The organism is Streptomyces sp. NPDC043996 (genome assembly GCF_056435225.1).
This window is the reverse complement of sequence record NZ_JBWKEY010000002.1, coordinates 235926-262396: the sequence shown is the minus strand read 5'-3', so window position 1 is coordinate 262396 and position 26471 is coordinate 235926. Positions and strand designations below refer to the sequence as shown.

The following is a 26471-nucleotide window of genomic DNA, read 5'->3' as shown; positions in this document are numbered from 1 at the left end:
GGACTGCCAGACCATGACGTCTTCGAAGCGAGACCGCGCCGCCGCCCTGCCCAAGGACCTCCAAGAGGCGCTGCGCCGCCGCCTCGCCGGGCGCGCCGGAACACAGGGACCTTCGGGAACGGCGGCGGACGGCAAGGGCGGGGCCCCGGGCACGGCGGGACGCCCGGGCATCCCGCGCGCGGACCGCACCGAGCCGCTGCCGCTGTCCTTCGCCCAGCAGCGGCTGTGGTTCCTGGACCGGCTGCGCCCCGGCGACGCCCGCTACAACAGCGCCGTCGCGCTCCGGCTCACCGGCGCCCTGGACCGCGACGCCCTCTCCCGCGCGGTCGACACCGTCGTGGAGCGCCACGAGGCACTGCGCACCACCTTCCAGGAGACCGAAGGGCGCCCTACGCAGACGGTGAGCCCGCCCGCGCCGGTGCCGCTGCCGGTGCGGGACCTGCCCGCCGAGGGCACGGCCGCCCTGGACGAAGCCCTCCTGGCCGAGTACGAGCGGCCCTTCGACCTGAGCGCGGGACCGCTCCTGCGCGCCCTGCTGCTGCGCGAGCGCGGCGGCGCCGAGCCCTCCCACATCCTGCTCCTGACGGCCCATCACATCGTCACCGACGGCTGGTCGATGGGGGTGGTCCTGGAGGAGCTGTGCGCCGCGTACGACGCGCTGGCCCGGGGCGCGGCCCCCGGCCTGCCGCCAGTGGCCGCGCAGTACCCGGACTTCGCGGTGTGGCAGCGCGAGCGCCTCTCCGGGCCGCGCCTGGAGCGGCACCTCGCCTACTGGACTGAGCAGTTGACCGGTGCCGTGCCGCCCGGCCTGCCGCTGGACCGGCCGCGCCGGGGGGAGGAGGCGGGGGCGGGCGCCGTCCACACCTTCACCGTGTCCGCCGCCACCACGGCCCGCCTGCGCGCGCTCGCCACGGAGCGGCACACCACCCTGTTCACGTCCCTCGTCGCGGGCTGCCAGGCGCTCCTCGCCCGCTGGTCGGGGCAGGACGACATCACCATCGGCTCCCTGACCCCCGGGCGCTCCCACACCGACCTGGAACGGTCCGTCGGCTTCTACGCCAACACCATCGTGCTGCGCACGCCCGTCGAGGACACCGGGTCGTTCCGTGAGCTCCTCGGCGTCGCCGCCGACACCGTCAACGACGCCTTCGCGCACGGCGACACGCCGTTCGAGCGCCTCGTGGAGGCCGTGGGCGCGTCCCGCGAGGCGGGCCGCAACCCCCTGTTCGACGTGATGGTCCTGCTGCACCCCGCGCCGCCCCAGGCCCCCGGCCTCGCCGGCCTGGCCGCCGCCCCGGTGACCGTGCCCCGGCACGCCTCCACCTTCGACCTGAGCGTGGAGTTCGTGCCCGAAGGCGACCGGCTCGTCGGCCTCCTGGAGTACCGCACCGACCTGTTCGACACCGCCACCGCCGAGCGGATGGCCGACCAGCTGGTACGGCTCCTCGACACCGCCGCCACCGAGCCGGACCGCCCCCTGGGCACCGTCCCGCTGCTCTCCCCGGACGAGACCCGGCGGATCACCCAGGAGTGGAACGCGACCGCGGCGGCGGCCCCCGCCGCCGACACCTGCCCCGGCCTCTTCGCCCGGCAGGCCGCCCGCACCCCGCACGCCACCGCCCTGGTCGCCGGGGACGAGCGCCTCGACTACGCGACGCTCGACGCCCGCGCCGACCGCCTCGCCCACCACCTCGTCGCCCACGGCGCCGGGCCCGAACGCCTCGTCGCGCTGCGGCTCCCGCGCACCGCCGACATGATCGTGGCGATGCTCGCCGTCTGGAAGTCCGGCGCGGGCTATCTGCCGCTCGACCCGGCGCTGCCCGCCGAACGCCTCCGGTTCCTGCTCGACGACGCGCGCCCCGCCCTCGTCCTCGACGAGGCCGCCCTCGCGGCCGTGCCCGACCTCGATCCCGGCGCGGGTCCCGTGGCCGTGCCGCTCGATCCGGACACCACCGCGTACGTCATCTACACGTCCGGCTCCACCGGCCGCCCCAAGGGCGTCGCCGTCTCGCACCGCTCGCTCGCGAACCTCCTGGCGGGCCACCGCGAGGGCTTCGTCGCCGCGGCGGGCGGCGGCCCGCTGCGCGTCGCGCTCACCGCGTCGTTCTCCTTCGACACCTCCCTGGAGGGCGTGCTGTTGATGGCCGACGGCCATCCGCTGCACCTGGTCGACGAGACGACGCGGCTCGACGCCGCCGCCCTGGTCGAGTACGTCGTCGAGCACCGCGTCGACTTCCTCGACCTGACGCCCTCCTACCTGCGCCAACTCCTTCCCGCGGGCCTCCTCGACGACCCCCGCCACCACCCCCGGGTCCTGATGCTCGGCGGCGAGGCCATCGGCCCCGCCCTGTGGCGCGAGCTCGCCGGGCACCGGGACGTGGCCGCGTACAACTTCTACGGCCCCACCGAGTGCACCGTCGACGCGCTGGCCTGCCGGATCGAGGGCGACGTGCGGCCGCTGGTGGGCCGCCCGCTGCCGGGCGTACGGGCCTACGTCCTCGACCGGCGTCTCGCACCGGTGCCGCCCGGCGTCGGCGGCGAGCTGTACCTGGCGGGCGCCCAGGTGGCCCGCGGCTACGCGGGCCGCCCGGGCCTGACCGCCGCCCGCTTCCTCGCCGACCCCTTCGGGGCGCCCGGCACCCGCATGTACCGCACCGGGGACCTGGCCCGCTGGACCGCCGACGGGCAACTCGACTACCTGGGCCGCGCCGACGACCAGGTGAAGGTGCGCGGCCACCGCATCGAACCGGGGGAGATCGAGGCCGTCCTCCTCGACCTGCCGGACGTCTCCGGGGCCGCGGTCGTCGCCGTGCCCGACGCCCACGGCCATCTGCGCCTCGCCGCCTACGTCGCGCCCGCCGCGGGCGCCGAAAGGACCGCCGCCTCCGCGCTGCGGGCCGCGTGCCGCCAGGTCCTGCCCGACCACATGGTGCCGACGTCGTTCACCGTGCTCGACGCCCTGCCGCTGACCGCCCACGGCAAGCTGGACCGCAGGGCCCTGCCCGCACCCGACCTCGACACCGGGCCGCGCGAACGGGAGTTCGTCGCCCCGCGCACCCCCGACGAGGAGACCCTGGCCGCCATCTGGGCGGAGGTCCTCGGCACCAGCCAGGTGGGCGTCACCGACAACTTCTTCGAGCTCGGCGGCGACTCCATCCTCAGCATCCAGGCCGTATCCCGCGCCCGCGCCGCCGGCCTTCGGCTCAGCTCGCAGGACGTGTTCCGGCACCAGACGGTCGCCGACCTCGCCGCCGCCGCGTCCCTGCGGACCGCCGACGTGCCCGCGCCCCGGCGGGCGCCCGCGGCAGGGCCCGTCCCGCTGACCCCCGTACAGGAGTGGTTCCTCGCCACCCACGGGCCGCTGCGGCACTTCAGCATGTCGCTGCTGCTCGACCTGCCGCACGACCTCGACGAACAGGCCCTGGAACGCGCCGTGGACGCCCTCGCCGCCCACCACCCGGCGCTGCGCACCCGCTTCGTGGCCGCCGAGGGCGGCTGGCGGCAGCACCCCGGCGAGGGCCCCGCCACCGGCCTGCTGACCCGCCACGACCTGCCCGCCGCCGACGCCGACGCCGCGCCCGCCCGGGAAGCGGCCGCCGACGCGGCCCGCGCCGCCCTCGACCCGGCCACCGGCGCCCTGCTGCGCGCGGCGCTGCTGCGGCCCGGGGGAGAGGCGTCGCCTCAGGGGCGGCCGCGGGCGCAACTGTTCCTCACCGCCCACCACTTGGCCGTCGACAGCGTCTCCTGGCGCATCCTCCTGGCCGGCCTGGAACAGGCCTACCGCCAGGCCGCCGCGGGCGACCCTGTCCGGCTGGAGCCCGTCGCCACGCCGTTCGCCGACTGGTCCCGCCACCTGTCCGAGCGGGTGCGGGCCGGCGGCCTCGACGACGACCTGCCCGCCTGGACGGCGGAGGCCGCCGAACCCCGCACCCCGCTGCCCGTCGACCGCGCCGCCGCCCCGCTCGCCGGATCGGTGCGCACCGTCCGCACCCGCGTGGACCGCGCCACCACCGACGCCCTGCTGCGCCGGGTGCCCGGCGTCTACCGCACCCAGGTCAACGACGTGCTGCTCAGCGCGCTCGGCCGGGTCCTCGCCGACTGGGCGGGCGCCCCCCGCGTCACCGTCGCCCTGGAAGGCCACGGCCGTGAGGACGACACCCTCGACCTGACCGGCACGGTCGGCTGGTTCACCACCCAGTACCCCGTGACCTTCGCCCCCGTCGGACCGCCCGGCGCGCCCGACTGGGGCGCCACGCTCAAGGCCGTGAAGGAACGGCTGCGGGCCGTGCCCCGGCGCGGCCTGAGCTACGAGGCCCTGGCCCGCCTCGGCTCACCCGACCCGGCCGCCCGCGCCCTCGGGGAACTGCCGCTGCCGCAGGTGTCCTTCAACTACCACGGCCAGTGGGACACCTCCGCCACCGGCGACTTCGCCCCGGCCGCCGACGTGCCAGGACGGGACCTCGCCGCCGACGCCCCCCTCGACCACCTCCTCGACGTCACCGCCGTGGTCGCCGACGGCGAGCTGGAGATCACCTGGCACTACAGCCACGAGGCGCACGACGCGGCCACCGTCGAGGACCTGGCCGCGGGCATGGCCGCCGCGCTCACCGCGATCACCGAGCACTGCGCCCGCCCCGACGCGGGCGGCCGCACCCCCTCCGACTTCCCGCTGGCCCGCCTCGACCAGGCCGGTGTGGACCGCCTCGTCGGCGACGGCGGGAACGTGGAGGACCTGCTGCCGCTGACGCCGCTCCAGGAAGGCATGCTCTTCCACCGCCTCGTCGGCGGCGCCGACGACGTGTACGTCGACCAGGCGGCCCTCCTCCTCGACGGCGTGGCCGACCCGCACGCCTTCGCCCTGGCCTGGCAGCAGGCCGCCGACGACACGCCCACCCTGCGGACGTCCGTGGTGTGGGAGGACGTCCCCGCCCCGCTCCAGGTCGTGCACCGCGAGGTCTGCGTACCCGTCACCCACGTCGACTGGCGGGACCTCGCCGAGGACGAGCGCGCCGCCCGGTTCGACCGGCTGCGCGCCGACGACCTCGCGCGCGGCATCGACCTCACCACGGCCCCCCTCATGCGGCTCACCCTGATCCGCCTTCCCGACGCGCGCCTGCACCTGCTGTGGACCTCCCACCACCTGATCCTGGACGGCTGGAGCCTCGCCCAGGTGCTCACCGAGGTCGGCGAACGCTACGCCGCGCTCACCACCGGCGGCGCCGCGCCCGCGCCCGTGCGCCGCCCCTTCGGCGACTACGTACGCTGGCTTGCCGACCAGGACGGCACAGCCGCCCGCGCACACTGGCAGCAGGTCCTCACCGGCTTCGCCACGCCGACCCCGCTGCCCGTCGACCGGCCCCTGCGCGAGGCCCACCAGGCCCGCTCCGCGGGCGTCCACACCACCGGCCTGTCCGACGAGGTGTCCGCGCGCCTCGCGCGCACCGCGCGGGCGGCCGGGCTCACCGCCAACACCCTGGTCCAGGGCGCCTGGGCGCTGCTGCTCGCGCGCCACAGCGGCGAGCGGGACGTGGTGTTCGGCACCACCGTCTCCGGGCGCCCCGACGAACTGCCCGGCGTGGAGTCGATGGTGGGCATGTTCATCAACACCCTGCCCACCCGCGTCCACGTCGACAGCGGCCGCACGGCGGGCGCCTGGCTGCGCGCGCTCCAGGAGGCGCAGGCCGAGTCGCGGCGCTTCTCGGCGGCCTCCCTGGCCGAGCTGACCGCGCTGAGCGACGTGCCGTCCGGCACCCCGCTGTTCCACAGCATGGTCGCCTTCGAGAACTACCCCTTCGACGAGGCCCGCGCGGCCACCACCGGCGTCCGCCTCCTCGACGTCACCTCCCGCGACGCCACCAACTACCCCCTGGTGCTCCGCGCCTACCAGGGCGAACGGCTCGGCTTCGACCTGGCCTACGACCCGGACCTGTTCGACGCCGCGACCGCGCGCGCCCTCGCCGACCGCCTCTGCCTGCTCCTCACGCAGTTCGCCGACCACCTCGACCGGCCGCTGCGCGACCTCACCGCCACGACCACCGAGGAACGCCAGCGCGTCCTCACCGACTTCAGCGGCTCCGCGCACGGGCACCCCGGGCACACCCTGGTGGACCTCTTCGAGGCGCAGGCCGCCCGCACCCCCCACGCCACCGCCGTCACCTGCGGCGACGACCACCTGGACTACGCGTCCCTGGACGCGGCGGCCGGGTGCCTGGCCCATCGCCTCGCCGAGGCCGGAGCCGGACCCGAGCGCTTCGTGGCGCTCGCCCTGCCCCGCTCCACCGACCTGGTCGTGGCGGTCATCGCGGCCCTGAAGTCCGGCGCCGCGTATCTGCCGATCGACCCCAAGCTCCCCGCCGAACGCGTCACCCACCTGCTGCGCGACACCGCCCCGGTGGCGCTGGTCACCACCACGGACACGGACGTACGCGCCGACGGCACCTGCGACGTACTGCTCTTGGATGACCCGGAGGTACGGGCCGACCTCGACCGGCGCCCGGCCACAGGACCCGCCCAGGACCGCCGCCCGCTGCCGGACAACCCGGCCTACGCCATCTACACCTCCGGCTCCACCGGCCGCCCCAAGGGCGTCGTCGTCCCGCACGCCAACGTCGTCCGGCTTTTCACGCGCACCCGCGACTGGTTCGGCTTCGACGAGCACGACGTGTGGACGCTGTTCCACTCCTATGCCTTCGACTTCTCGGTGTGGGAGCTGTGGGGCCCGCTGCTGCACGGCGGGCGGCTCGTCGTCGTCCCCGACGACACCGCCCGCTCCCCGGAGGACTTCCTGCGCCTCCTCGCGGACGAACGCGTCACCGTCCTCAACCAGACCCCGTCCGCCTTCTACCCGTTGGTACGGGCCGACGCCGAACACCCCGAGCTGAGCGCCCGCCTGGCGCTGCGTCAGGTCGTCTTCGGCGGTGAGGCGCTCGACGTCGACCGGCTCGCCGACTGGTACGCCCGCCACCGCGACGACGCGCCGCGCCTGGTCAACATGTACGGCATCACCGAGACGACCGTGCACGTCACCTACGCCCCCCTCGACGCGTCGACCGTACGCACGGGCACCGCGAGCCCCGTCGGCACGGGCATCCCCGACCTGCGTATCTACGTCCTCGACGATGACCTGGCCCTGGCGCCGCCCGGCGCCATCGGCGAGATGTACGTCGCGGGCGAAGGACTGGCCCGCGGCTACCTCGGCCTGCCCGCCCTCACCGCGACCCGCTTCCCGCCCGACCCGTTCGGGCCGCCCGGCAGCCGCATGTACCGCACCGGCGACCGCGCCCGGTGGCGGCCCGACGGCACCCTGGAGTACCTCGGCCGCGCCGACACCCAGGTCAAGATCCGCGGCTACCGCATCGAACCCGGCGAGATCGAAGCCGCCCTCCACACCCACCCCGGCGTCGGCGCCGCCACCGTCGGCGTGCACGAGGACGCCTCCGGGACCCGGCGCCTGGTCGCCCACGTCGTCGGCGCGGGCGAGGACGGAGCGCCGCCCGCCGCCGAGCTCCGCGCCCACCTCGAACGCCTCCTGCCCGCCCACATGGTGCCCGCCGCCTACGTCCCGCTGGCCGCGCTGCCGCTGACCGTCAACGGCAAGCTCGACCGGCGCGCCCTGCCCGCGCCCGGCGCCGACGGCTTCGCCTCCGGCGGCGACCGCGTCCCGCCGCGCACCGCGGCCGAACGCCTGGTCGCCGCCGCCTGGGCGGACGTCCTCACCGCCGACGAGGTGGGCGCCGACGACGACTTCTTCGCCCTCGGCGGCGACTCCATCCTCGCCGTCCGCGTCACCTCGCGGCTGCGCGCGGCCTTCGGCGCCGACGTCTCGCCCCGGCTCCTGTTCACCCACCCCACCGTGTGCGCCCTGGCCGCCGCCCTCGGCGAACCGGCGGCGGCCGCGGCCCCCGACGTGATCCCGGCCGCCGATCCGAGCACCGCGCCGCCGCTGTCGTACGCCCAGCAGCGCCTGTGGTTCCTCGACCGCTTCGAGCCCGGCAGCACCGAGTACACGACGGTGTCCGCCCTTCGCCTGCGCGGCGCGCTCGACGAGGCCGCCCTGCGCACCGCGCTCGACGGCCTGGTCGCCCGGCACGAGGCCCTGCGCACCACGTTCGCCGAACACGACGGCGAGGCCCGGCAGATCGTGCACCCGCCGCACCCGGTGGACCTGCGCGTGGACGACCTCACCGGCGCCGGTGCTGACGCCGTGGACGCCCTCCTGGAAGGCGAGGCCGCCACCCCCTTCGACCTGAGCGCCGGGCCCCTGCTGCGGGCCCGCCTCGCCCGCCTCGCGGACGACGAGCACGTCCTGGTCCTGGCCCTGCACCACATCGTCACCGACGGCTGGTCCCTCGGCGTCCTCGGCCGCGACCTCGGCGAGCTGTACGCGGCGGCGCGCGCGGGCCGGAGCCCCGCACTGCCCGCACTGCCCGTGCGGTACGCCGACTACGCCGCCTGGCAGCGCGGCCGCGCCGAAGAGGCCGAACGGCAACTCGCCTACTGGAAGGGCGCGTTGGCAGGCCTCGCGCCCCTGGAGCCGCCGACCGACCGGCCGCGCCCCGCCGTGCGCACCCGCGACGGCGCCCTGGTCACCTTCCCGCTCCCGGCCCCGCTGGTGGAGCGGCTGCGCGCCCGGGGCCGCGAGGCCGACGCCACCCTCTACATGACCCTCCTGACGGCCTGCCAGGTCCTGCTCGCCCGCTGGACGGACCAGGAGGACATCGCCGTCGGCACCGTGACCGCCGGGCGGGAGCGCGCCGAACTCCACGACGTGGTCGGCATGTTCGTCAACACCCTCGTGCTGCGCGGCGAGGTCACCCCCGGACTGACGTTCCGCCGCCTGCTCGACCGGGCGCGCGCCGCCACCCTCGACGCCTTCCACCACCAGGACGTGCCCTTCGAACGGGTGGTGGACGCGGTCAGGCCCGAGCGCGACACCAGCCGCACGCCCCTGTTCCAGGTCATGGTGGCCCTGCACAATCTCGGCACCGAGGCGCCCGGCCTGCCGGGACTCGACGTCGAGGCGGTGACCCCGCCGGTGCGCAACGCCACCTTCGACCTCGCCTTCGACTTCGTCGAGCACGACGGCGGCGTCACCGGACACCTGGAGTACAGCACCGGCCTGTTCGACCCCGGCACCGCCGAGCGCCTCGCCGCCCAGCTGCGGCTGCTCCTGGAAGCGGCCGCCGCCGACCCGGACCAGGAGATCGGCGCCCTTCCGCTGCTCACCACCGCCGACCGGCGCCAGGTCCTCGAGGAGTGGCAGGGCGGCCCGGCACCCGCCCCAGAGACCACCTTCCCCGCCCTGTTCGAGGCGCAGGCCGCGCGCACGCCGGACGCCACCGCCCTGGTCGCCCGCGACGCCACGCTCGACTTCGCCGCCCTCAACGACCGCGCCAACCGGCTCGCCCACCACCTCATCGCCCAGGGCGTCGGCCCCGAGCGGACCGTCGCCGCGCGCCTGCCGCGCACCTCCGACCAGCTGGTGGCCCTGTTCGCCGTCCTCAAGGCGGGCGGCACGCTGCTGTGCCTCGACCCCGACCTGCCCGAGCAGCGCGTCGCGTACCTCACCGCCGACGCCGCGCCCCGCACCGTCCTGACCGCCGAGACGCTGCGCGCCCTGCCCTGGGACCGGCTGCCCGCCCACGACCCGACCGACGCCGACCGCATCGCGCCGCTGCACCCCGCGAACACCGCGTACGTCATCTACACGTCCGGCTCCACCGGGCGCCCCAAGGGCGTCGCCGTGGAACACCGCCAGCTGCTCGCCCTCTGCCACGACCACAGGGAAGGGCTCGTCGCCCCGCACACCGCCGACGGGCACCGGCTGCGGGCCGCGCTCAGCGCCTCGTTCTCCTTCGACACCTCCTGGGAGGGGCCGCTGCTGCTCGCCCTCGGCCAGGAGGTCCACCTCGTCGACGAGGACACGCGCCTTGACCCCGAGGCGTTCTGCGCCCAGGTCGCCGAGCACCGCCTCGACCTGGTGAACGTCACCCCGTCCTTCCTGCGCGAGCTCCACCGCGCCGGCCTCCTCGCGCCCGGCCGCCACCACCCGCGCGTACTCCTGGTGGGCGGCGAGGCCATCGGCGCGGACACCTGGCGCGAACTGTGCGCGGCCACGGACCTCGGCGTCACCGCGTACAACGTGTACGGGCCCACCGAGTGCACCGTCGACGCCGTCTACGGCCCGTGCGCCCAGCGGCCCGAGCGCCCGGTCATCGGCCGCCCCGGCCGGGGCCTGCGCGCCTACGTCCTCGACGGCACGCTGCGCCCGGTGCCGCCCGGCACCCCCGGCGAGCTGTACCTGGCGGGCGCGCAGGTGGCGCGCGGCTATCTCCACCGGCCCGGCCTGACCGCGAGCCGCTTCCTCGCCGACCCCTACGGGGCGCCCGGCACCCGCATGTACCGCACCGGCGACCGCGCCCGCTGGGACGACCAGGGCCTCCTGGAGTTCCTGGGCCGCGCCGACGAACAGGTCAAGATCCGCGGCTTCCGCATCGAACCCGGCGAGATCGAGGCCGCCCTCACGGCCCACCCGGACGTCGCCGAGGCCGTGGTGACGCCCCACGAGCACGCGGGCCGCACCCTGCTCGCGGCCTATGTGGTGCCCGCAGCCGACCGCACCCCGACCGGCGACGACCTACGGGCCCGGCTGCGCATGACGCTGCCGGACCACATGGTGCCGCAGGCGTTCGTGCCGCTGCCGCGCATCCCGCGCACCAGCAGCGGCAAGACCGACCGCCGCGCCCTGCCCGCCCCGCCCGCGGGGCCCGACACCCAGGCCCCCTACGTCGCGCCGCGCCCCGGCACCGAGGAGCGCCTGGCCGCCATCTGGGCGGACGTCCTCGGCGTCGCCCGGGTGGGCGCGCGCGACAACTTCTTCGCGCTCGGCGGCGACTCGATCCTCAGCATCCAGATCGTGTCCCGCGCCCGCCGCGCGGGCCTGGCCCTCACCACCAAGGACGTGTTCCGCGCGCCGACCGTCGCCGAACTCGCCCTGTGCGCCACCGCCGCCGACCCGGCCGGGGCCGCCCTGGGCGCCGCCCCGCCCGCGCGGGCGCCGCTCACCCCGATCCAGCGCTGGTACCTCGACGCCCGCCGCCCCGGCGACGCGCTCCGCTTCACCATGACCCAGCGCTTCGCCCTGGCCCCGGGCACCGACCTGCCCGCGCTTGAGCAGGCCGCCGACGCTGTCGTACGCCACCACGCGGCGCTGCGCACCCGCTTCTCCCACACCGGCGACGGCTGGCTCCAAGAGCCGCTGGCCGAAGCCCCGGGACCGGTGTTCACCTGCCACGACGCGGTCGGCCTCGACGAGGCGGCCCTGGAAGCGGAGGTGCAGCGCGCGGCCGACGCCGCCCAGGCCGCACTCGACCCCACCGAGGGCCGGATGGCACGGGTCCTCGTCTTCGACCGGGGCCCGGACCTGCCCGCGCACCTCGTGTTCACCGTGCACCACCTGGCGGTGGACGGCGTGTCCTGGCGCATCCTCCTCGGCGACCTGGAAAGCGCCCACCGCGCCGCCGCGGCCGGGCAGCCCGTCGAACTCGCCCCGGTCGGCACCGCCTACGGCCACTGGGCCGCGCGGCTCGACGAGCACACCCGCTCCGGCGCCCTGGAGGCCGACCTCGCCCACTGGCGGCGGACCGCCGCCGCACCCGCGGACCTGCCCGCCGGACGCCCGGGGCCCAACACCCACGGCGCCGCCGCCACCCTCACCGTCACCCTGGACGCCGAGGAGACCGACGCCCTGCTGCGGCGGGTCCCCGACGTCTACCGCACCCAGGTCAACGACGTGCTCCTCAGCGCCATCGGCCGCACCCTGGCCCGCTGGTGCGGGCGCGACACCGTCCTCATCGGCGTCGAGGGCCACGGCCGCGAGGACCTGTTCGCGCACATGGACCTGTCACGGACCGTCGGCTGGTTCACCGCGGAGTTCCCCCTCGCCCTGACCGTCGCCCCCGAAGCCGACTGGCGCGACACCCTGCGCGCGGTCAAGGAACAGCTGCGCGCGGTGCCCCTGCGCGGCCTGAGCCACGGCGCCCTGCGCCACCTCCTGCCCGAAAGCCCCCTGGCCGGTGCCCCGGCGCCACGGGTCGGGTTCAACTACCACGGGCAGTTCGACACCAGCGGGCCTCAGGAAGGCGGGCTCTACGGCGCCGCCCTGCCGTCCGCGGGCCGCGACACCGACCCCGACGAAACCCGCCCCTACCTCCTGGACATCACCGGCGTCGTCCACGACGGGCGCCTCGAACTCGGCCTGACCTACCCGCCCGCCGTCTACGACGAAGCCACCGTGCGCCAGCTGGCCGAGGACACCCGCGCGGCCCTGCGCGACATCGTCGCCCACTGCGCCCGCCCCGGCACCGGCGGCCGCACGCCCTCCGACTTCCCCCTCGCCCGCCTCGCCCAAGAGCACCTGGACCGGCTCGTCGGCGACGGACGGCACGTCGCGGACGTCCTGCCGCTGACGCCCCTGCAGGCGGGCATGCTCTTCCACGGCCTCGTCGACACCGCGGGCGCCTACTTCGACCGCACCGCCGTGCGGCTGTCCGGCGTGGCCGACCCGCGGGCGCTCGCCACCGCCTGGCAGCAGGTCGCCGACCGCACCCCGGCGCTGCGCACCAGCGTCCACTGGCAGGGCCTGCCGCACCCCGTGCAAGTCGTCCACCACCACGCGGACCTGCCCGTCACCCACCTCGACTGGCGCGAACTGACAACCGACGGACGCGCGGAGGCCGTCGAGCGGCTCCTCGCCGAGGACCGCGCCACGGGCATGGAGCTGACCACCGCGCCGCTCACCCGCGTCACCCTGGCCGCGCTGCCCGGCGACGAGGTCCTGCTCCTCTGGTCCTCGCACCACCTCGTCCTGGACGGCTGGAGCAGCGGCCAGCTGCTCATCGAGGTGTGCCAGCGCTACGCCGCGCTCACCGGAGGACCCGACGCCCCCGGCCCGATCCGGCGGCCCTTCGCGGACTTCCTCCAGTGGCTCGCCGACCAGGACGAGCACGCCGCCGAGGCGCACTGGGCCGAGGAACTCGCCGACTGCGCCGCGCGCACCCCGCTGCCCTACGACCGCGTGCCCGCCGAGGCGCACCGCGCCCGCTCCGCGGCGGCCGTCGCACGGGAACTCGACCCGGACGTCTCGCGCGGCCTCCGGGAGGCGGCGGCCCGCGCCGGTCTTACCGTCAACACCGTGGTGCAGGCCGCCTGGGGGCTGCTCCTGGCCCGCTCCAGCGGCCGCGACGACGTGGTGTTCGGCACGACCGTCTCCGGCCGCCCCGCCGAACTGCCCGGCGTGGACTCCATGGTCGGCATGTTCATCAACACCGTGCCGACGCGGGTGCGTGTCCCGCGCGGCGGCGTGCTGCCCTGGCTGCGCGACCTCCAGGAGCGGCAGAGCGACGCCCGCCGCTACGACTTCCTCGCGCTGCCCCGCATCCAGGCCCGCACCGGCGTCCCGGCGGGCGAGGCGCTGTTCGACAGCATGGTGGTGTTCGAGAACTACCCCGTCGACGAGTCGGCCGCGGCCCGGACCGGCGTGCGCGTCGAGGAGGTGCGCGCCGACGACGCCACCACCTTCCCGCTGTGCCTGCGCGCCCACCTCGCCGAAGGCCTCGGCTTCGACCTGGCCTACGACGCCGCCCTGTTCGACCCGGCCACCGTCGAGCGCCTCGCGAGCCGCCTGGCCGCGCTGCTCACCCACCTCGCCGAGGGCCTCGACGGCGACGTGGACGACCTGGACCCGCTCACCGCCGAGGACAGGGAACTCCTGGCGCGGTGGAACGCCACTGCCAAGGCCCCCACGCCGCCGCGCACCCCGGTGGCCCTCTTCGCCGAGCAGGCCCGCCGCACCCCCGACGCGATCGCCATCGAAGACGGCGACCAGCTGGTGACGTACCGTCAACTCGCCGACTGGTCCGACCGCGTGGCCTCCCGGCTCCTCGCGGACGGCCTGCGGGGCGAGGACCGCGTGGCCCTGCTCATGGAGCGCTCCGCCGCGCTCGTGGTCGCGCAGCTCGCGGTCCTCAAGGCGGGCGGCGCCTATGTGCCGGTCGACACCCGCGCCCCCGAGGAGCGCCGCCGCGCCCTGCTCGACCAGGTGGACGCCGCCGCCCGGCTCACCGCCGCCGACGTCACCGCCGCGCGCACCGCCCCCGCCGGGGCGCCGCCCGCCGGGCAGGCCGACCCCGACCAGCTGGCCTACGTGATGTTCACCTCCGGCTCCACGGGCGTGCCCAAGGCCGTGGCCGTACGCCACCGCGACGTGGCCGCCCTCGCCACCGACAGCCGGTTCGCCGACGGCGGCTGCGCCCGCGTCCTGCTGCACTCGCCCGTCGCCTTCGACGCCGTCACCTTCGAGGTATGGGCGCCCCTGCTGACCGGCGGCCGCGTGGTCGTCGCCCCTGACGGAGCGGTGGACGCGGCCCTGCTGCGGCGGCTCGCCGGGGAGGGCGGCCTGAGCGCGCTGTGGCTCACCGCCGGTCTCTTCCGGCTCCTCGCGCAGGACGCCCCGGACTGCTTCACGGGCCTGCGCCAGGTGTGGACCGGCGGCGACGTGGTCCCCGCCGCGGCCGTGCGCCGCGTCCTCGCCGCCTGCCCCGGCCTGACCGTCGTCGACGGCTACGGACCCACCGAGACCACGACCTTCGCGACCTCCTTCGCCCTCGCCGACGCCGACGCCGTGCCCGACACCGTGCCCATCGGCCACCCCCTGGACGCCATGCGCGCGCACGTCCTCGACACCCGCCTGCGGCCCGTGCCGCCGGGCTGCGCGGGCGAGCTGTTCCTCGCGGGCGAGGGCGTGGCCCGCGGCTATCTGGGCCGCCCCGGGGAGAGCGCGGCCCGGTTCCTCGCCGACCCCTTCGGGCCGCCCGGCGCCCGCATGTACCGCACCGGCGACCTGGCCCGGCGCCACCCGGACGGCACGGTCGTCTTCCTGGGCCGCGCCGACGACCAGGTGAAGATCCGCGGCTTCCGCGTCGAACCCGGCGAGGCCGAGGCCGCCCTCGCCGCCCACCCCGGCGTCGTGGACGTGGCGGTGGTGGCCCGCGAGGACAGGCCCGGCGCCCGGCGCCTGGTCGCCTACGTCGTCGGTGCGGCCGGGGACGACCCGGCGGGCCTGCGGTCCTTCGCCGCCCGCTCGCTGCCCGACTACCTCGTGCCCGCCGCGTACGTCCCGCTGGCGGCCCTGCCGCTGAGCGCCAACGGCAAGGTCGACCGGGCGGCGCTCCCGGCGCCGGAGCCGGACACCGGGGCGGGCCGCGCCCCGCGCGTCGAGCCCCGCACCGACGCCGAACGCCGCGTCGCCGGCGTCTTCGCCGACGTACTCGGCACGGACCTGCCCGGCGTGGAGGACGACTTCTTCACCCTGGGCGGCGACTCCATCCTCAGCATCCGCCTCGCCTCACGCCTGGCCGAGGAGTTCGCCGCGGACGTCTCACCGCGCGCGGTGTTCACCCACCCCACCCCGGCCGCGCTCGCCGCACTCGTCACCACAGGACCGGCCCCCGGCACGGCCCGCCCCGCCATCGTGCCCGTCGCGCGCGCCACGGCCCCCATGTCGTACGCGCAGCAACGCCTGTGGTTCCTCGCGGAGTTCGCGCCCGGCCAGAGTGCCGAGTACGTCACGGGCCTCGCCCTGCGGCTGCGCGGACGGCTCGACACCGACGCCCTGACCGAGGCGCTCACCGCCCTGGTGGCCCGCCACGCCTCGCTGCGCACCACCTTCGACACCGTCGACGGGCACGGCGTGCAACTCGTCCACCCGCCGCGCGCGGTGCCGCTGCCGACGCACGACCTGTCGGCGACGTCCGACAAGCACCGCGCGGCCCAGCTGGAGGGCCTCCTGACGGACGAACGCACCCGCCCCTTCGACCTGCGCCACGGCCCGCTCCTGCGCACCGCCCTGGTGCGCCTCGCCGACGACGACCACGTCCTGGCGCTCACCCTGCACCACATCGTCACCGACGGCTGGTCCACCGCCGTGCTCACCGGCGACCTGGCCCACCTCTACCGGCGGGCGCTCGGCGCCGACACCGGGGAACTGCCGCCGCTGCCCGTCCAGTACGCCGACTACGCGCACTGGCAGCGCACCGCCGAAGGCGCCGACGCCGACGGCCAGCTCGGCTACTGGAAGGAGCACCTGGCCGACACCGAGCCCGTCGAACTGCCCACCGACCGGCCGCGCCCCGCGGTGCGCACCCACGGCGGCAGGAGTGCCCGCCTCGCGCTGCCGCCCCGGACCGCCCGCCGCCTCGCCCAGGTCGGCAGGGACCGCGGCGCCACCCTGTTCACCACGCTCGTGGCCGCCGCGCAGGCCTTCCTCGCGCGCCTGTCGGGCGGCCGTGACATCGCGGTCGGCACCGTCACCTCGGGCCGCGACCGCCCCGAGGTCCAGCACCTGGTCGGCTTCTTCGTCAACACCCTCGTGCTGCGCTCGCACGTCGACCCCGCGCGCGGCTTCCCCGAGTTCCTCGACGACGTACGCCAGACCGTCCTCGACGCCTTCGCGCACCAGGACGTGCCGTTCGAACGCGTGGTGGACGAGGTGCAGCCGGTGCGCGACACCAGCCGCACCCCGCTCTTCCAGGTCATGGTGGTCCTCCAGAACACCCCGACCGGCGACCTCGACCTGCCGGGACTCGACGTCGCCGACATCGAGCCGGAGCTCCAGCACGCGGCGTTCGACCTCACCCTGGAGTTCGCCGAGACGGACTCCGGAGCGCTGCACGGCCTGCTCACCTACAACACCGACCTGTTCGACCCGGCGACCGCCGAGCGGATGGCCGACCAGCTCGGCACGCTCCTGACCGCCGTCGCCGAAGACCCGCGCCGACCGCTCGGCGCCCTGCCGCTGTCGTCCGACGCGGAGCTGAAGACCCTCCTGGAGCAGGGCCGCGGCCAGACCCGGCCGGTCCCCGAGGTCACCCTGCCCCGGCTCTTCGAGCGGCAGGCCGCCCGCACGCCCGACGCGCTGGCCCTCGACGACGGCTCCCGGCAGCTGACGTACGCCGACCTCGACCGCGCCGCCAACCGCCTCGCCCACCAGCTGATCGGCCGGGGCGTCGGCCCCGAGCGGATCGTGGCCCTGGCCCTGCCAAGGACCGCGGAGGCGGTCGTCGCGCAGCTCGCCGTCACCAAGGCGGGCGGCGCCTTCCTGCCCGTGGACCCCGCCTACCCCGAGCAGCGGCGGGAGTTCATGGTCCGCGACGCGGGCGCCTGGCTGACCCTGGCCGACCCCGCCGAGGTCTGGGCCGCCGACGGGCCCGAGACCGCGCCCACCGACACCGACCGCACCGCGCGCCTGACCTGCGCGCACCCCGCGTACGTCATCTACACCTCGGGGTCCACCGGCACGCCCAAGGGCGTCGTGGTGACGCACCAGGGCCTCGCGGGCTTCGCCGAAGCCGCCGCCGCCCAGTACGCCGCGGGCCCCGGCGACAAGGTCCTCCAGTTCGCCTCGCCCAGCTTCGACGCCTCCGTCCTGGAGCTGTGCGTCTCCCTGCTCAGCGGCGCCGCCCTGGTGACCGGCGAGGAGGGGCCGCTGGTCGGCGAGCGCCTCGCCCAGGTCCTCGCCGAGCGGCACATCAGCCACACCCTCATCCCGCCCGCCGCCCTCGCCACGGTGACCCCCGAGACGGCGGGGCCGCTGCCGCACCTGCGCACCCTGATCGTCGGCGCGGAGGCCTGCCCGCCCGACCTCGTCGAGCGGTGGGCCCCTGGCCGCCGGATGATCAACTCCTATGGGCCCACCGAAGCGACCGTCGTCGCCTCCTGGACCGGGCCCCTGACCCCGGGAGCGGGCGCCCCGCCGATCGGCCGCCCGGCGGGCCACACCCGCCTGTACGTCCTCGACGCCGCTCTCAGGCCCGTGCCGCCCGGCGTGACGGGGGAGCTGTACGTCGCCGGGCCCGGCCTCGCGCGCGGCTACGTCAACCAACCGGGCCTGACCGCCCAGCGGTTCACCGCCGACCCGTTCGGCGCGCCGGGGCAGCGCATGTACCGCACCGGCGACCTGGTCCGCTGGGACGGCGACGGCGCGCTGCGCTTCGCCGGGCGCGCCGACGACCAGATCAAGCTGCGCGGCTACCGCATCGAACCGGGCGAGATCGAGAGCGCGCTGCGCCGCGGCCCCCAGGTCCGCGACGCCGTCGTCGTGGTCCGCGCCGACGGCGGTTCCAGCAGGCTCGTGGCGTACGTCGTGCCCGCCGCCGACGGCGGCGAACTCGCGGCGGCGGAGCTGCGCGAGCACCTCGCCGGGCTGCTGCCCCTGCACATGGTGCCGTCGGTGTTCGTCCCCCTGGAGCGCCTTCCGCTCACCCCCAACGGCAAGGCCGACCGGCGGGCCCTGCCCGCACCCGGGCCCGAGCACACCGCGACCGGGCCGCACGTCGCGCCGCGCACCGACACCGAACGCCGCGTCGCCCGCATCTGGGGCGACGTCCTCGGCGTCGACAACGTCGGCGCCCACGACAACTTCTTCCTCCTGGGCGGCGACTCGATCCTGAGCATGCAGGTCGTGTCCCGGCTGCGCCGCGACGGGCTGCACCTGGCCACCCGCGACCTGTTCACCCACCAGACGGTCGCCGAGCTCGCCGCCGTCGTCACCACCGCGCCGCAGCGCTCCGGCGAGGGCCCGGTCAGCGGCGAGGTGCCGCTCACCCCCATCCAGGAGTGGTTCCTGACCACCCCGCGCGCCGCGCACCACCACTTCAACCAGTCGGCGCTCCTGGAGCTCGACGGCGCCCCCGACCTGGAGGCCCTGCGCGCCGCCCTGGAGGAGCTGCTCGAACACCACGACGCGCTGCGCATGCGCTTCACCCACGAGGGCGACGGCTGGCGGCAGGTCAACCCGCCGCCTGCCGAAACCCCCACCGAGGGCCTGCTCGTCCAGCACGACCTCGGCGGCCTCGACGAGGCCGAAGCCGACGAGAGCATGCGCAAGGCCGCCGACGACCTGCACACTGGCTTCGACCTCGGCCACGGCCCGCTGCTGCGGGCGGCGCTGTTCACCGGGGACACCGGCCGCCCCGCCTTCCTCCTGCTCGTCGGCCACCACCTGGTCGTGGACGCGGTGTCCTGGCGGATCCTCGCCGACGACCTGGAAGCCGCCTACCGGCAGGCGGCCGCGGGCGAACCCATCGCCCTGGGAGAGCGCACCACCTCCTTCCGGGACTGGTCCCGGCGGCTCGCCGCGCACGTCGCCGAGGGCGGCCTCGACCACGAACTGCCCTACTGGGAGGAGACGGTGACCGCAGAGCCGCTCCCGGCCCTCGACGCGCCCGGCGCGGACGAGGGCGAGGCCCGGCAGGTCAGCGTGGAGCTCACCGAGGAGGACACCACGGCGCTGCTGCGGGCCGCGCCGACCGCCTACCGCACCCGCGTCAACGACGTGCTCCTCGCCGCGCTCGCCCTCGCGCTCGCCCGCTGGACCGGCAGCGACCGCGTCCGTCTCGACCTCGAAGGCCACGGCCGCGAGGACCTGCTCGACGGCGTCGACCTGTCCCGCACGGTCGGCTGGTTCACCACCGTCCACCCCGTCGCCCTCCAGGTGACCGCGCCGGACGACCTGGCGGCCTCCCGCGACTGGCGCGCCCTGGTGAAGTCCGTGCGCCGCCAGCTGCGCGTGGTCCCGGGCAACGGCATCGGCTACGGCGCCCTGCGCACCTTCGGCCCGCCCGAGGTGCGCGAGCGGCTCGGCGCGGCGGCACACGGCCAGGTGGTCTTCAACTACCTCGGGCAGTGGGACGCCAGGCCCGATGACCCCGGCAGCGGCCTCGTCCGCGCCGAGCACGGCTCCCTCGGCCAGGACCACGACCCACGGGACAGCGGGTCCCATCCGCTGGAGGTCGTCGGCGCCGTCCAGGACGGCCGCCTCGCCTTCACCTGGCACCACCGCACCGGGCTCCACGACACGGAGACCGTGCGCCGCGTGGCACAGGAGTTCACCACGGCCCTGCACCACATAGCCCGGCACGCCCGCGGCGCCCTGTGACCCCGCTCCGTCCCGGGGCGCCCGCACCGCTGGTGCCCCGGGGCGGTGACACCACCCATCGAGAGGAGACCACCCCATGGATGAGACGACCCGCTACCAGGTGCTGCGCAACGAAGAGGACCAGTACTCGCTGTGGCCGATAGACGTCGACATCCCCGCAGGCTGGCACCGCACCGGCAAGGAGGGCTCCGAGGCCGAGTGCGCCGCCCACGTCGACGAGGTCTGGACCGATATGCGCCCCCGCGGCCTGCGTGAACGCATGGAAGGCGGAGTGCGCCGATGACGCCACCCCTGCGCACCGAACGCCTTGAGTTCACGCCCTACCGCCCCGAGGACGAGGACCACTTCGTCGCGCTGCTGCGCGACGAGGAGGTGTGCCACTGGATGGGCCAGGAGCAGGTGCCCGAGGAGGACCTGCGCAAGCTGTTCCGCGCCGTCCTGGAGGAGGTCTACCCCAAGAACCTGTTCGACGCCTGGGGCGTGTGGTTCGAGGGCACGTACATCGGCCACGCGGAGGTCAAGAAGACCGGCAACGTCGACGGACACGAGATGATCCTGGCGTTCGTCCCCGAGTACTGGGGCCGGGGCCTTGGCCGGGAGGCGATTCGCGGCCTGCTCCGGCACGCCGCCGACAACCTGGGCCTGAAGGAGGCCTACGGCATGGTCGGCGCCGAGAACGCCGCCAGCCTCGCGCTGGCCCGCCGCCTCGGCTTCCGCCATGTGCGCGACGTCGTCGGCGACGACGGCACGGTGACCAAGATGGTGGTGGTCTCCACGTCCGAGGCGGGCTGACCGGGGCGGCCTGGAGCGGGGCGGCGCGCGTGGCCGACATCGTGCGGCGCCCCGCTGCGGCGGCGGCCCGGGCGGCTTTACGCTGACGCCCGGGCATCCGTTCCGTGAACGGCCGACCGCGAGGAGACCGGCATGACGTCCGAACCGATCGTGCTCGACCCCACCGGAACCCGGCGGCACACCGAGGACCGGTGGCTGCGCGCGCACGGACCCGCGGTCCGCGCGGACGTGCTCGGCGTGACCGTGTGGGCCGTCTCGGACCCGGACCTGCTCAAGCGGCTGCTCACCAGCCCCGAGGTCTCCAAGGACGCCCGCGCGCACTGGCCCGAGTACGACCGGGTGGTCCAGACGTGGCCGCTGGCGCTGTGGATCGCCGTGGAGAACATGTTCACCGCCTACGGCGCCGACCACCGGCGGCTGCGGCGCATGATCGCCCCGGCGTTCAGCGCCCGCCGCGTCGAGGCCCTGGCCACGGTCGTCGACGACCTCGTCGGGCGCCTCCTCGACGAGCTGGACGCCCTGCCCGACGGGGAGGTGGTCGATCTGCGCGCCCGCCTCGCCTACCCGCTGCCGATCGGAGTCATCGGCCACCTCATGGGCGTGCCCGAGCCCCAGCGCCCCGCCTTCCGCGCCCTGGTCGACGGGGTCTTCGACACGACGCTGACCACCGAGCAGGCCACCGCCAACACCGGCCTCCTCTACGAGGCCCTGGAACGGCTCATCGCCGCGAAGCGGGCGAGGCCGGGCGACGACCTGACCTCGACGCTGATCGCGGTCCGCGACGACGAGGGCGACGGCGGCCGCCTGTCCGCCGCCGAACTGCGCGACACCCTGGTCCTGATGATCAGCGCGGGGTACGAGACCACGGTCAACGTCATCGACCAGGCCGTCACCGCGCTGCTCAGCGACCCCGGGCAGCGCGCCCACGTCCGCGCGGGCCGCGCCGACTGGAACGACGTCGTCGAGGAGACGCTGCGGCACGAACCGGCCGTCGCGCACCTGCCGTTGCGCTACGCCCGCACGGACATCCCCCTGCCCGGCGGCCAGGGCGTCATCGCCGCCGGAGAGGCGATCCTGGCCTCGTACGCCGCCGCCAACCGCCACCCCGCCTGGCACGGTCCGACCGCGGACGACTTCGACGTCACGCGCGCGGTCAAGGACCACCTGGCCTTCGGGCACGGGGTGCACTTCTGCCTGGGGGCGCCGCTGGCCCGGATGGAGGTCGCCACGGCCGTGCGGGCGCTCTTCGACCGCTTCCCCGACGTGGAACTCGCCGTCCCCGCCGCCGAGCTGCGCCCGCTGGCCTCGTTCATCTCCAACGGCCACGCGGAACTGCCGGTGCGGGTCCGCCCCGTGCGCGCGCGAGGCTGACCCGCACCGGAGTGCGGGACCGCGTGGTCAGGGACCGGCGGCCTCCTTTCCGGCGCCGGTGCCGCCGTTCATGCCCGCATCCGCATCCGAAGTCGCGACCGGAGCGCGGTGCCCTTCGGCCAGGCGCTGCCGGAGTTCCTCGGCGACGGACCGCTTGGCCTCCTCGGAGAGTTCGGCCCCCGTGTCGCCGGGAGCGGGAGCGGGAGCGGGAGCGGGCGCGGGCGGCGGGGGAGTGCGCTGTTCCTTGAGGGCGGACAGCAGGCTGTCGCGCGTGAGGCGGTCCCGCTGGCGGCGGGCCGTGCCGACCGCGGCGAGGATGACGGCCGCCTTGATGTCCCGGCCCGATACGCCGTCGACGTCCGCGAGTTCGTCGAGCGAGACGTCCTCGTGCACCGGCAGCTCCGGGGGCAGATGGGTCCGCCAGATCCGCCGCCGGGCCGCGCGGTCGGGCAGGGCGAAGTCGACGTGCAGCAGCCGCGACTCCACGGCGGCGTCATAGCTGTGCGGCAGGTTGCTGGCGAAGATCACCAGGCCCTGGAAGGTGTCGAGGGCCATCAGGAGCTCGGTGCGCATGGAGTTGATGGCGCTCTCGGCGGCCTGCTGCGGCTGGGCGAACCGGCGCGAGAGCAGCGATTCGGCCTCGTCGACGAACAGGACCGCGTTCTGCTCCGTGGCCGTGGCGAACAGCGCGGCGAGGTTCTTGGGCCCCTCGCCGTGGTACTTGCTCTCCAGGTCCGAGAGGCGGCAGGAGAGCACGCGCCGTCCGAGCCGGTGGGCGATGGCGTGCGCGGCCATGGTCTTCCCCGTGCCGGGCGGGCCGCGGAAGTTGACCGCCGTGGACGGATGCGGCTCGATGGAGCGCAGGTTCCACGTGTCGAAGACGAGCGGGGCCACCTCGACGAGCGAGACGCAGTCGAGCAGCCGGTTCGTCGTCTCCTCGGGCAGGACGAGCTGGTCGAAGGTATAGAGCGGTGCGATCGTCGAGAAGTCCGGGGGCGGCGGTTCGTCGTCCGCGGCCCCGGGCGGGGCCCCCGGCACGGGCGGGGCGGGCAGCGCGGGCGCGTACCCGTATCCGGCGCTGATGGTGAACGGCGCGGGGCGGTAGTGGCTGATGATGTCGCCGAGCATCGCGAACAGGCGCACCCGGAACTTCACCAGCTCCTGCTCGGGGAGGTCCGCGGGAAAGCCGCTCAGGAAGAGCCGCGGCGCGCACCGGGCGTCGTCGTCCGCGTCGCGCCCTCCCTGACCGCGATCACGTGTGAACACGGATGACACCCCTTTGGGTATGGAGTCTGCGCGCGAGCTCGGGATCGAGGGCGTGCGCCTGCCAGGTCTGCGTCGCCGTCCTGACGCCGTGCGCGTTGAAGACACCGCCGACGACGCAGTAGTCCCCGCTGGCCATGCGCTCGGAGAGGATCTCCGCGTAGCCGCCGCGCAGGGCCCGGGTGTGGATCCAGCCGTTCACCATGTCCCAGGTGACTTGCGCCAGGACCGCTCCGGCGGCGCCGCCGAGCAGCAGAAGCAGGATGAGGCTGAGGGGTTCCACCGGGGCCCCTCAGGTGTAGACGACGAGGCCGCGGCCCGCCGTGTGGTTGCGGACCACGTCGGCGCCGGGCTGGCGGGCGCTGGCCAGCGCGCGGGCCTGGATCACCCGGCCGGCGCGCTCGTCGTAGAAGCCCTGGACGATGCGTGTGGACGCGGTCGTCGGGGTCTTGTCGAAGACCCCGCCCACCTTCACGTAGTCCCGGTTGGCGATGCGCTCGGCGAGCGAGAAGGCGATCACGTCGGAGTGCTCGGCCTTGATCCTGCCGCGCGCCCGGAACCATTCCGTGATGACTTCCACGGTGATGGACACGATCACCACCGCGACATACCCGAAGAAGGCGATCGCGGCGATGAGGGAGAGTGGATCCATTGTCGTTCTTCCCCCGATACTGTTCGTTTGTCTTTCGCTGTTGATTGCTTGACGCGTTGTCGCGCTGTTCATCCGCGACGCCGGAACCATCGATTCAGTTCCGCGCTGTCGATCCGTACGTCCTCGCGGTTCCGCCTGCGCCGGGTGCGCGCGACGGCCACCAGCAAGGGCACCGCGACGGCCAGTCCGGCGGCAAGGCCCGCCCATTTCGCCATGGTTTTCCTCCACCGTCGGCGCCTGCGGCGACGGGCTACTCGAAGATGATGAGCTCCCGCCCCCCGAACATGGCGAGCAGCTCGGTGTCCAGCTCCTTCACCACCATGAACCTGCCGTACGGCGACCCGGAGGGGGTCAGGCAGGGACGGTTGTCGCGATCGACGAAGAGCTGGAAGCAGTAGCTGCCCGCGGGCATCCCCTGGCGGGCGAGCAGCGCGCCGTGATGCACCTGGGGAACATCCGGGCGCTGTTCCACGAAATAACGGACGACGTCGTCGAAGGTAAGCCGGTCCAGGCGCAATGGCCGTGGTACCTGTGCCCTTTTGATGGCGATGCCGCCGAGCACCTGGATTATCTCCAGGATGGCGTCCGCCGCTTCCGGTGGAACCTCCCGCTCCCACGGGCGGCGATGGCGCCCGCGCCGGGATTTTGAATCATGCGAACGCGACTCGTCGACCATGCGTGACCGCCCCCCGAAATCCCCCATGCCAGATATCCAGGCGAGCGAGTGTAGCGGCCGAAAGCCTTTTCCAGTATCGCCTTTTCCTCAGCGATTCCATGCGATTTATTGTACGAATCACGGGGTGGCGGGTGAGGCGCGCGTGGCCCCCTGATCCGTGTGGTGCGGATGAGGCGGCGGGCCTCGCCCCGGAGCCGAATGGGAGTGACGGGAGTGACCGAGAGCTGACGGATCGTCACGAAAGATCTTTCGTCCCGGGCGCCCGGTGCCCGGCGCGGCGTGGCCGGAACCCGGCTCGAGGCGCCCCGAGCCCCCTTCTCTCCCCGGGCTTCCCCTCGTACGGTCCCACCGACTTGACGAGCGGCGCCCGGCCCCAGGGAGGCAGCGATGACGTCAGTACGCGGCGCGCCCGGCGCACCGCCGCGGCGCGGCCTGCTGCGAGCCGGTGGCGCCGGGGCCCTCGCGGCGGCCGTCGGCGGTCTCCCGGGCTGCGCGGCGGGAGCCGGGGACGGGGTCGGGCCCGACGGGCGCGTCACGATCCAGCTGTGGCACGGCCAGACCGACATCGCCGCGCGGGTCGTGAAGGACCTGGCCGCCGACTTCCAGCGCGGCCACCGGGGCATCCGCGTGGACCTGGGCGGCGGCGTCGTCGCGGACGCGATGCTCCAGAAGGTCACCGCGGCCCTCGCCGCTGGTGCCTACCCCGACATCGCCTACGTCTTCGGCTCCGACCTGGCCAGCGTGGCCCGCAGCCCGAAGGTCGTGGACCTGACCGCACATGTCCGCGAGGGCCCCACGCCCTGGCGCGACTACTGGCGGGCCGCGCGGGACGCCGTCACCGTGGGCGGCCGGGTCCGCGCCCTGCCCGCGCTCCTGGACTGCCTGGCCGTGGTCTGCAACAAGCGCCTTTTCGCCGCCGCCGGTCTCGACCTGCCCGAGGCGGGCTGGACCTGGCGCGACTTCACCGGCACCGCGCGCCGCCTCACCGACGCGGGCACCGGGCGCTTCGGCACCGGCTGGCCCGGCACCGGCGACGAGGACACCGTCTGGCGGCTGTGGCCCCTCATCTGGGACCTGGGCGGCGACGTGATCGCCGACGACGGCCGGAGCATCGGCTTCGCGCGGGCGGGCGCCCGCGCCCTGGAGGTCGTCAGGGACCTGGCGCGCGAACGGAGCGTCTACGTCGACCCCAAGCCGGGCAGCGACCAGATGGGCCGGGTCTTCCTCTCCGGCCGGATGGGCATGCTCCTGACCGGCCCGTGGCAGCTGCCGGACATCGCCCGGGCCGGACTCGACTACCACGTCGTCCCGCTGCCCACCTTCAGCCGCGCGCCCCTGACGATCTCAGGCCCCGACACCTGGGTGCTCTTCGACAACGGCGGGGCCCGCACGGAGGCCGCCCGGACCTTCGCCAGCTGGCTGATCCAGCCCGCCCAGGACAGCCGCTGGGACATACGGGCGGGCAGCCTGCCCCTGAGCCGCCGCGGCCAGGAACACCCCGCCTGGCGCGAGCACACCACCCGCACCCCGGGCCTCGCGGTGTTCACCGAAGCGGTCGCCTCCGCCCGCGTACGCCCCGTGCACCCCGCCTACCCCCGCGTCTCCCGCGCCCTGGGGAAGGCCGTCGTCTCCGTGCTCCTCGGCCGCGCCGGGCCCGCCGACGCGGTGCGCGCCTGCGCCGAGGAGTCCAACGCCGCCCTGCGCATCCCGCGGTGAGGACCTGA

10 protein-coding genes are annotated in these 26471 nt (G+C 75.4%); 5 read left to right on the top strand and 5 right to left on the bottom strand.

Annotation, left to right across the window (positions count from 1 at the left end):
- Positions 1 to 13 precede the first annotated feature (13 nt).
- The 4 genes from AC07A4_RS05680 (at position 14) to AC07A4_RS05665 (ending at position 22156) form a co-directional block, all read left to right on the top strand.
- Complete coding sequence (locus AC07A4_RS05680) at positions 14 to 19993, top strand: non-ribosomal peptide synthase/polyketide synthase (protein WP_478593430.1); 19980 nt, start codon at positions 14 to 16, stop codon at positions 19991 to 19993.
- A gap of 76 nt (positions 19994 to 20069) precedes the next feature.
- Positions 20070 to 20276, top strand: coding sequence for an MbtH family protein (locus AC07A4_RS05675; protein ID WP_478593427.1), 207 nt, complete (start codon positions 20070 to 20072; stop codon positions 20274 to 20276).
- Entirely contained in the window at positions 20273 to 20785 is a 513-nt protein-coding gene (locus tag AC07A4_RS05670) for a GNAT family N-acetyltransferase (protein ID WP_478593424.1), read from the top strand. Before AC07A4_RS05675 ends, AC07A4_RS05670 begins: the two co-directional genes overlap by 4 nt.
- 132 nt (positions 20786 to 20917) lie before the next feature.
- Complete coding sequence (locus tag AC07A4_RS05665) at positions 20918 to 22156, top strand: cytochrome P450 family protein (RefSeq protein WP_478593421.1); 1239 nt, start codon at positions 20918 to 20920, stop codon at positions 22154 to 22156.
- A gap of 27 nt (positions 22157 to 22183) precedes the next feature.
- On the opposite strand, the gene AC07A4_RS05660 is transcribed toward AC07A4_RS05665, so the two are convergent.
- From AC07A4_RS05660 to AC07A4_RS05640, 5 genes are all read right to left on the bottom strand, one after another.
- Positions 22184 to 23422 carry an ATP-binding protein gene (locus AC07A4_RS05660; RefSeq protein ID WP_478593418.1) on the bottom strand — a complete coding sequence of 413 codons (1239 nt, stop codon included), beginning with the start codon at positions 23420 to 23422 and terminating at the stop codon, positions 22184 to 22186.
- Positions 23409 to 23702 (bottom strand): hypothetical protein, encoded by a 294-nt coding sequence (locus AC07A4_RS05655; protein WP_478593415.1) that lies wholly within the window; start codon positions 23700 to 23702, stop codon positions 23409 to 23411. The genes AC07A4_RS05660 and AC07A4_RS05655 overlap by 14 nt, the downstream gene beginning before the upstream one ends.
- 9 nt (positions 23703 to 23711) lie before the next feature.
- A complete protein-coding gene (locus AC07A4_RS05650) occupies positions 23712 to 24071 on the bottom strand; it encodes a hypothetical protein (protein WP_478593413.1) in 360 nt (119 codons plus the stop codon).
- Between the two features lie 68 nt (positions 24072 to 24139).
- A complete protein-coding gene (locus AC07A4_RS05645) occupies positions 24140 to 24286 on the bottom strand; it encodes a hypothetical protein (protein WP_478593410.1) in 147 nt (48 codons plus the stop codon).
- A gap of 35 nt (positions 24287 to 24321) precedes the next feature.
- Positions 24322 to 24747 carry a hypothetical protein gene (locus AC07A4_RS05640; RefSeq protein ID WP_478593407.1) on the bottom strand — a complete coding sequence of 142 codons (426 nt, stop codon included), beginning with the start codon at positions 24745 to 24747 and terminating at the stop codon, positions 24322 to 24324.
- A gap of 387 nt (positions 24748 to 25134) precedes the next feature.
- Between AC07A4_RS05640 and AC07A4_RS05635 the strand changes: the two genes are divergently transcribed.
- Positions 25135 to 26463, top strand: coding sequence for an extracellular solute-binding protein (locus AC07A4_RS05635; RefSeq protein WP_478593404.1), 1329 nt, complete (start codon positions 25135 to 25137; stop codon positions 26461 to 26463).
- The last annotated feature ends 8 nt before the right edge of the window (positions 26464 to 26471 follow it).

Excerpts from the sequence above, each read along its gene's own strand:
- AC07A4_RS05680 (WP_478593430.1), top strand. The coding sequence starts at position 14 with ATGACGTCTTCGAAGCGAGACCGCGCCGCCGCCCTGCCCAAGGACCTC.
- AC07A4_RS05675 (WP_478593427.1), top strand. The coding sequence starts at position 20,070 with ATGGATGAGACGACCCGCTACCAGGTGCTGCGCAACGAAGAGGACCAG.
- AC07A4_RS05670 (WP_478593424.1), top strand. The coding sequence starts at position 20,273 with ATGACGCCACCCCTGCGCACCGAACGCCTTGAGTTCACGCCCTACCGC.
- AC07A4_RS05665 (WP_478593421.1), top strand. The coding sequence starts at position 20,918 with ATGACGTCCGAACCGATCGTGCTCGACCCCACCGGAACCCGGCGGCAC.
- AC07A4_RS05650 (WP_478593413.1), bottom strand. The coding sequence starts at position 24,071 with ATGGATCCACTCTCCCTCATCGCCGCGATCGCCTTCTTCGGGTATGTC.
- AC07A4_RS05645 (WP_478593410.1), bottom strand. The coding sequence starts at position 24,286 with ATGGCGAAATGGGCGGGCCTTGCCGCCGGACTGGCCGTCGCGGTGCCC.
- AC07A4_RS05640 (WP_478593407.1), bottom strand. The coding sequence starts at position 24,747 with ATGGTCGACGAGTCGCGTTCGCATGATTCAAAATCCCGGCGCGGGCGC.
- AC07A4_RS05635 (WP_478593404.1), top strand. The coding sequence starts at position 25,135 with ATGACGTCAGTACGCGGCGCGCCCGGCGCACCGCCGCGGCGCGGCCTG.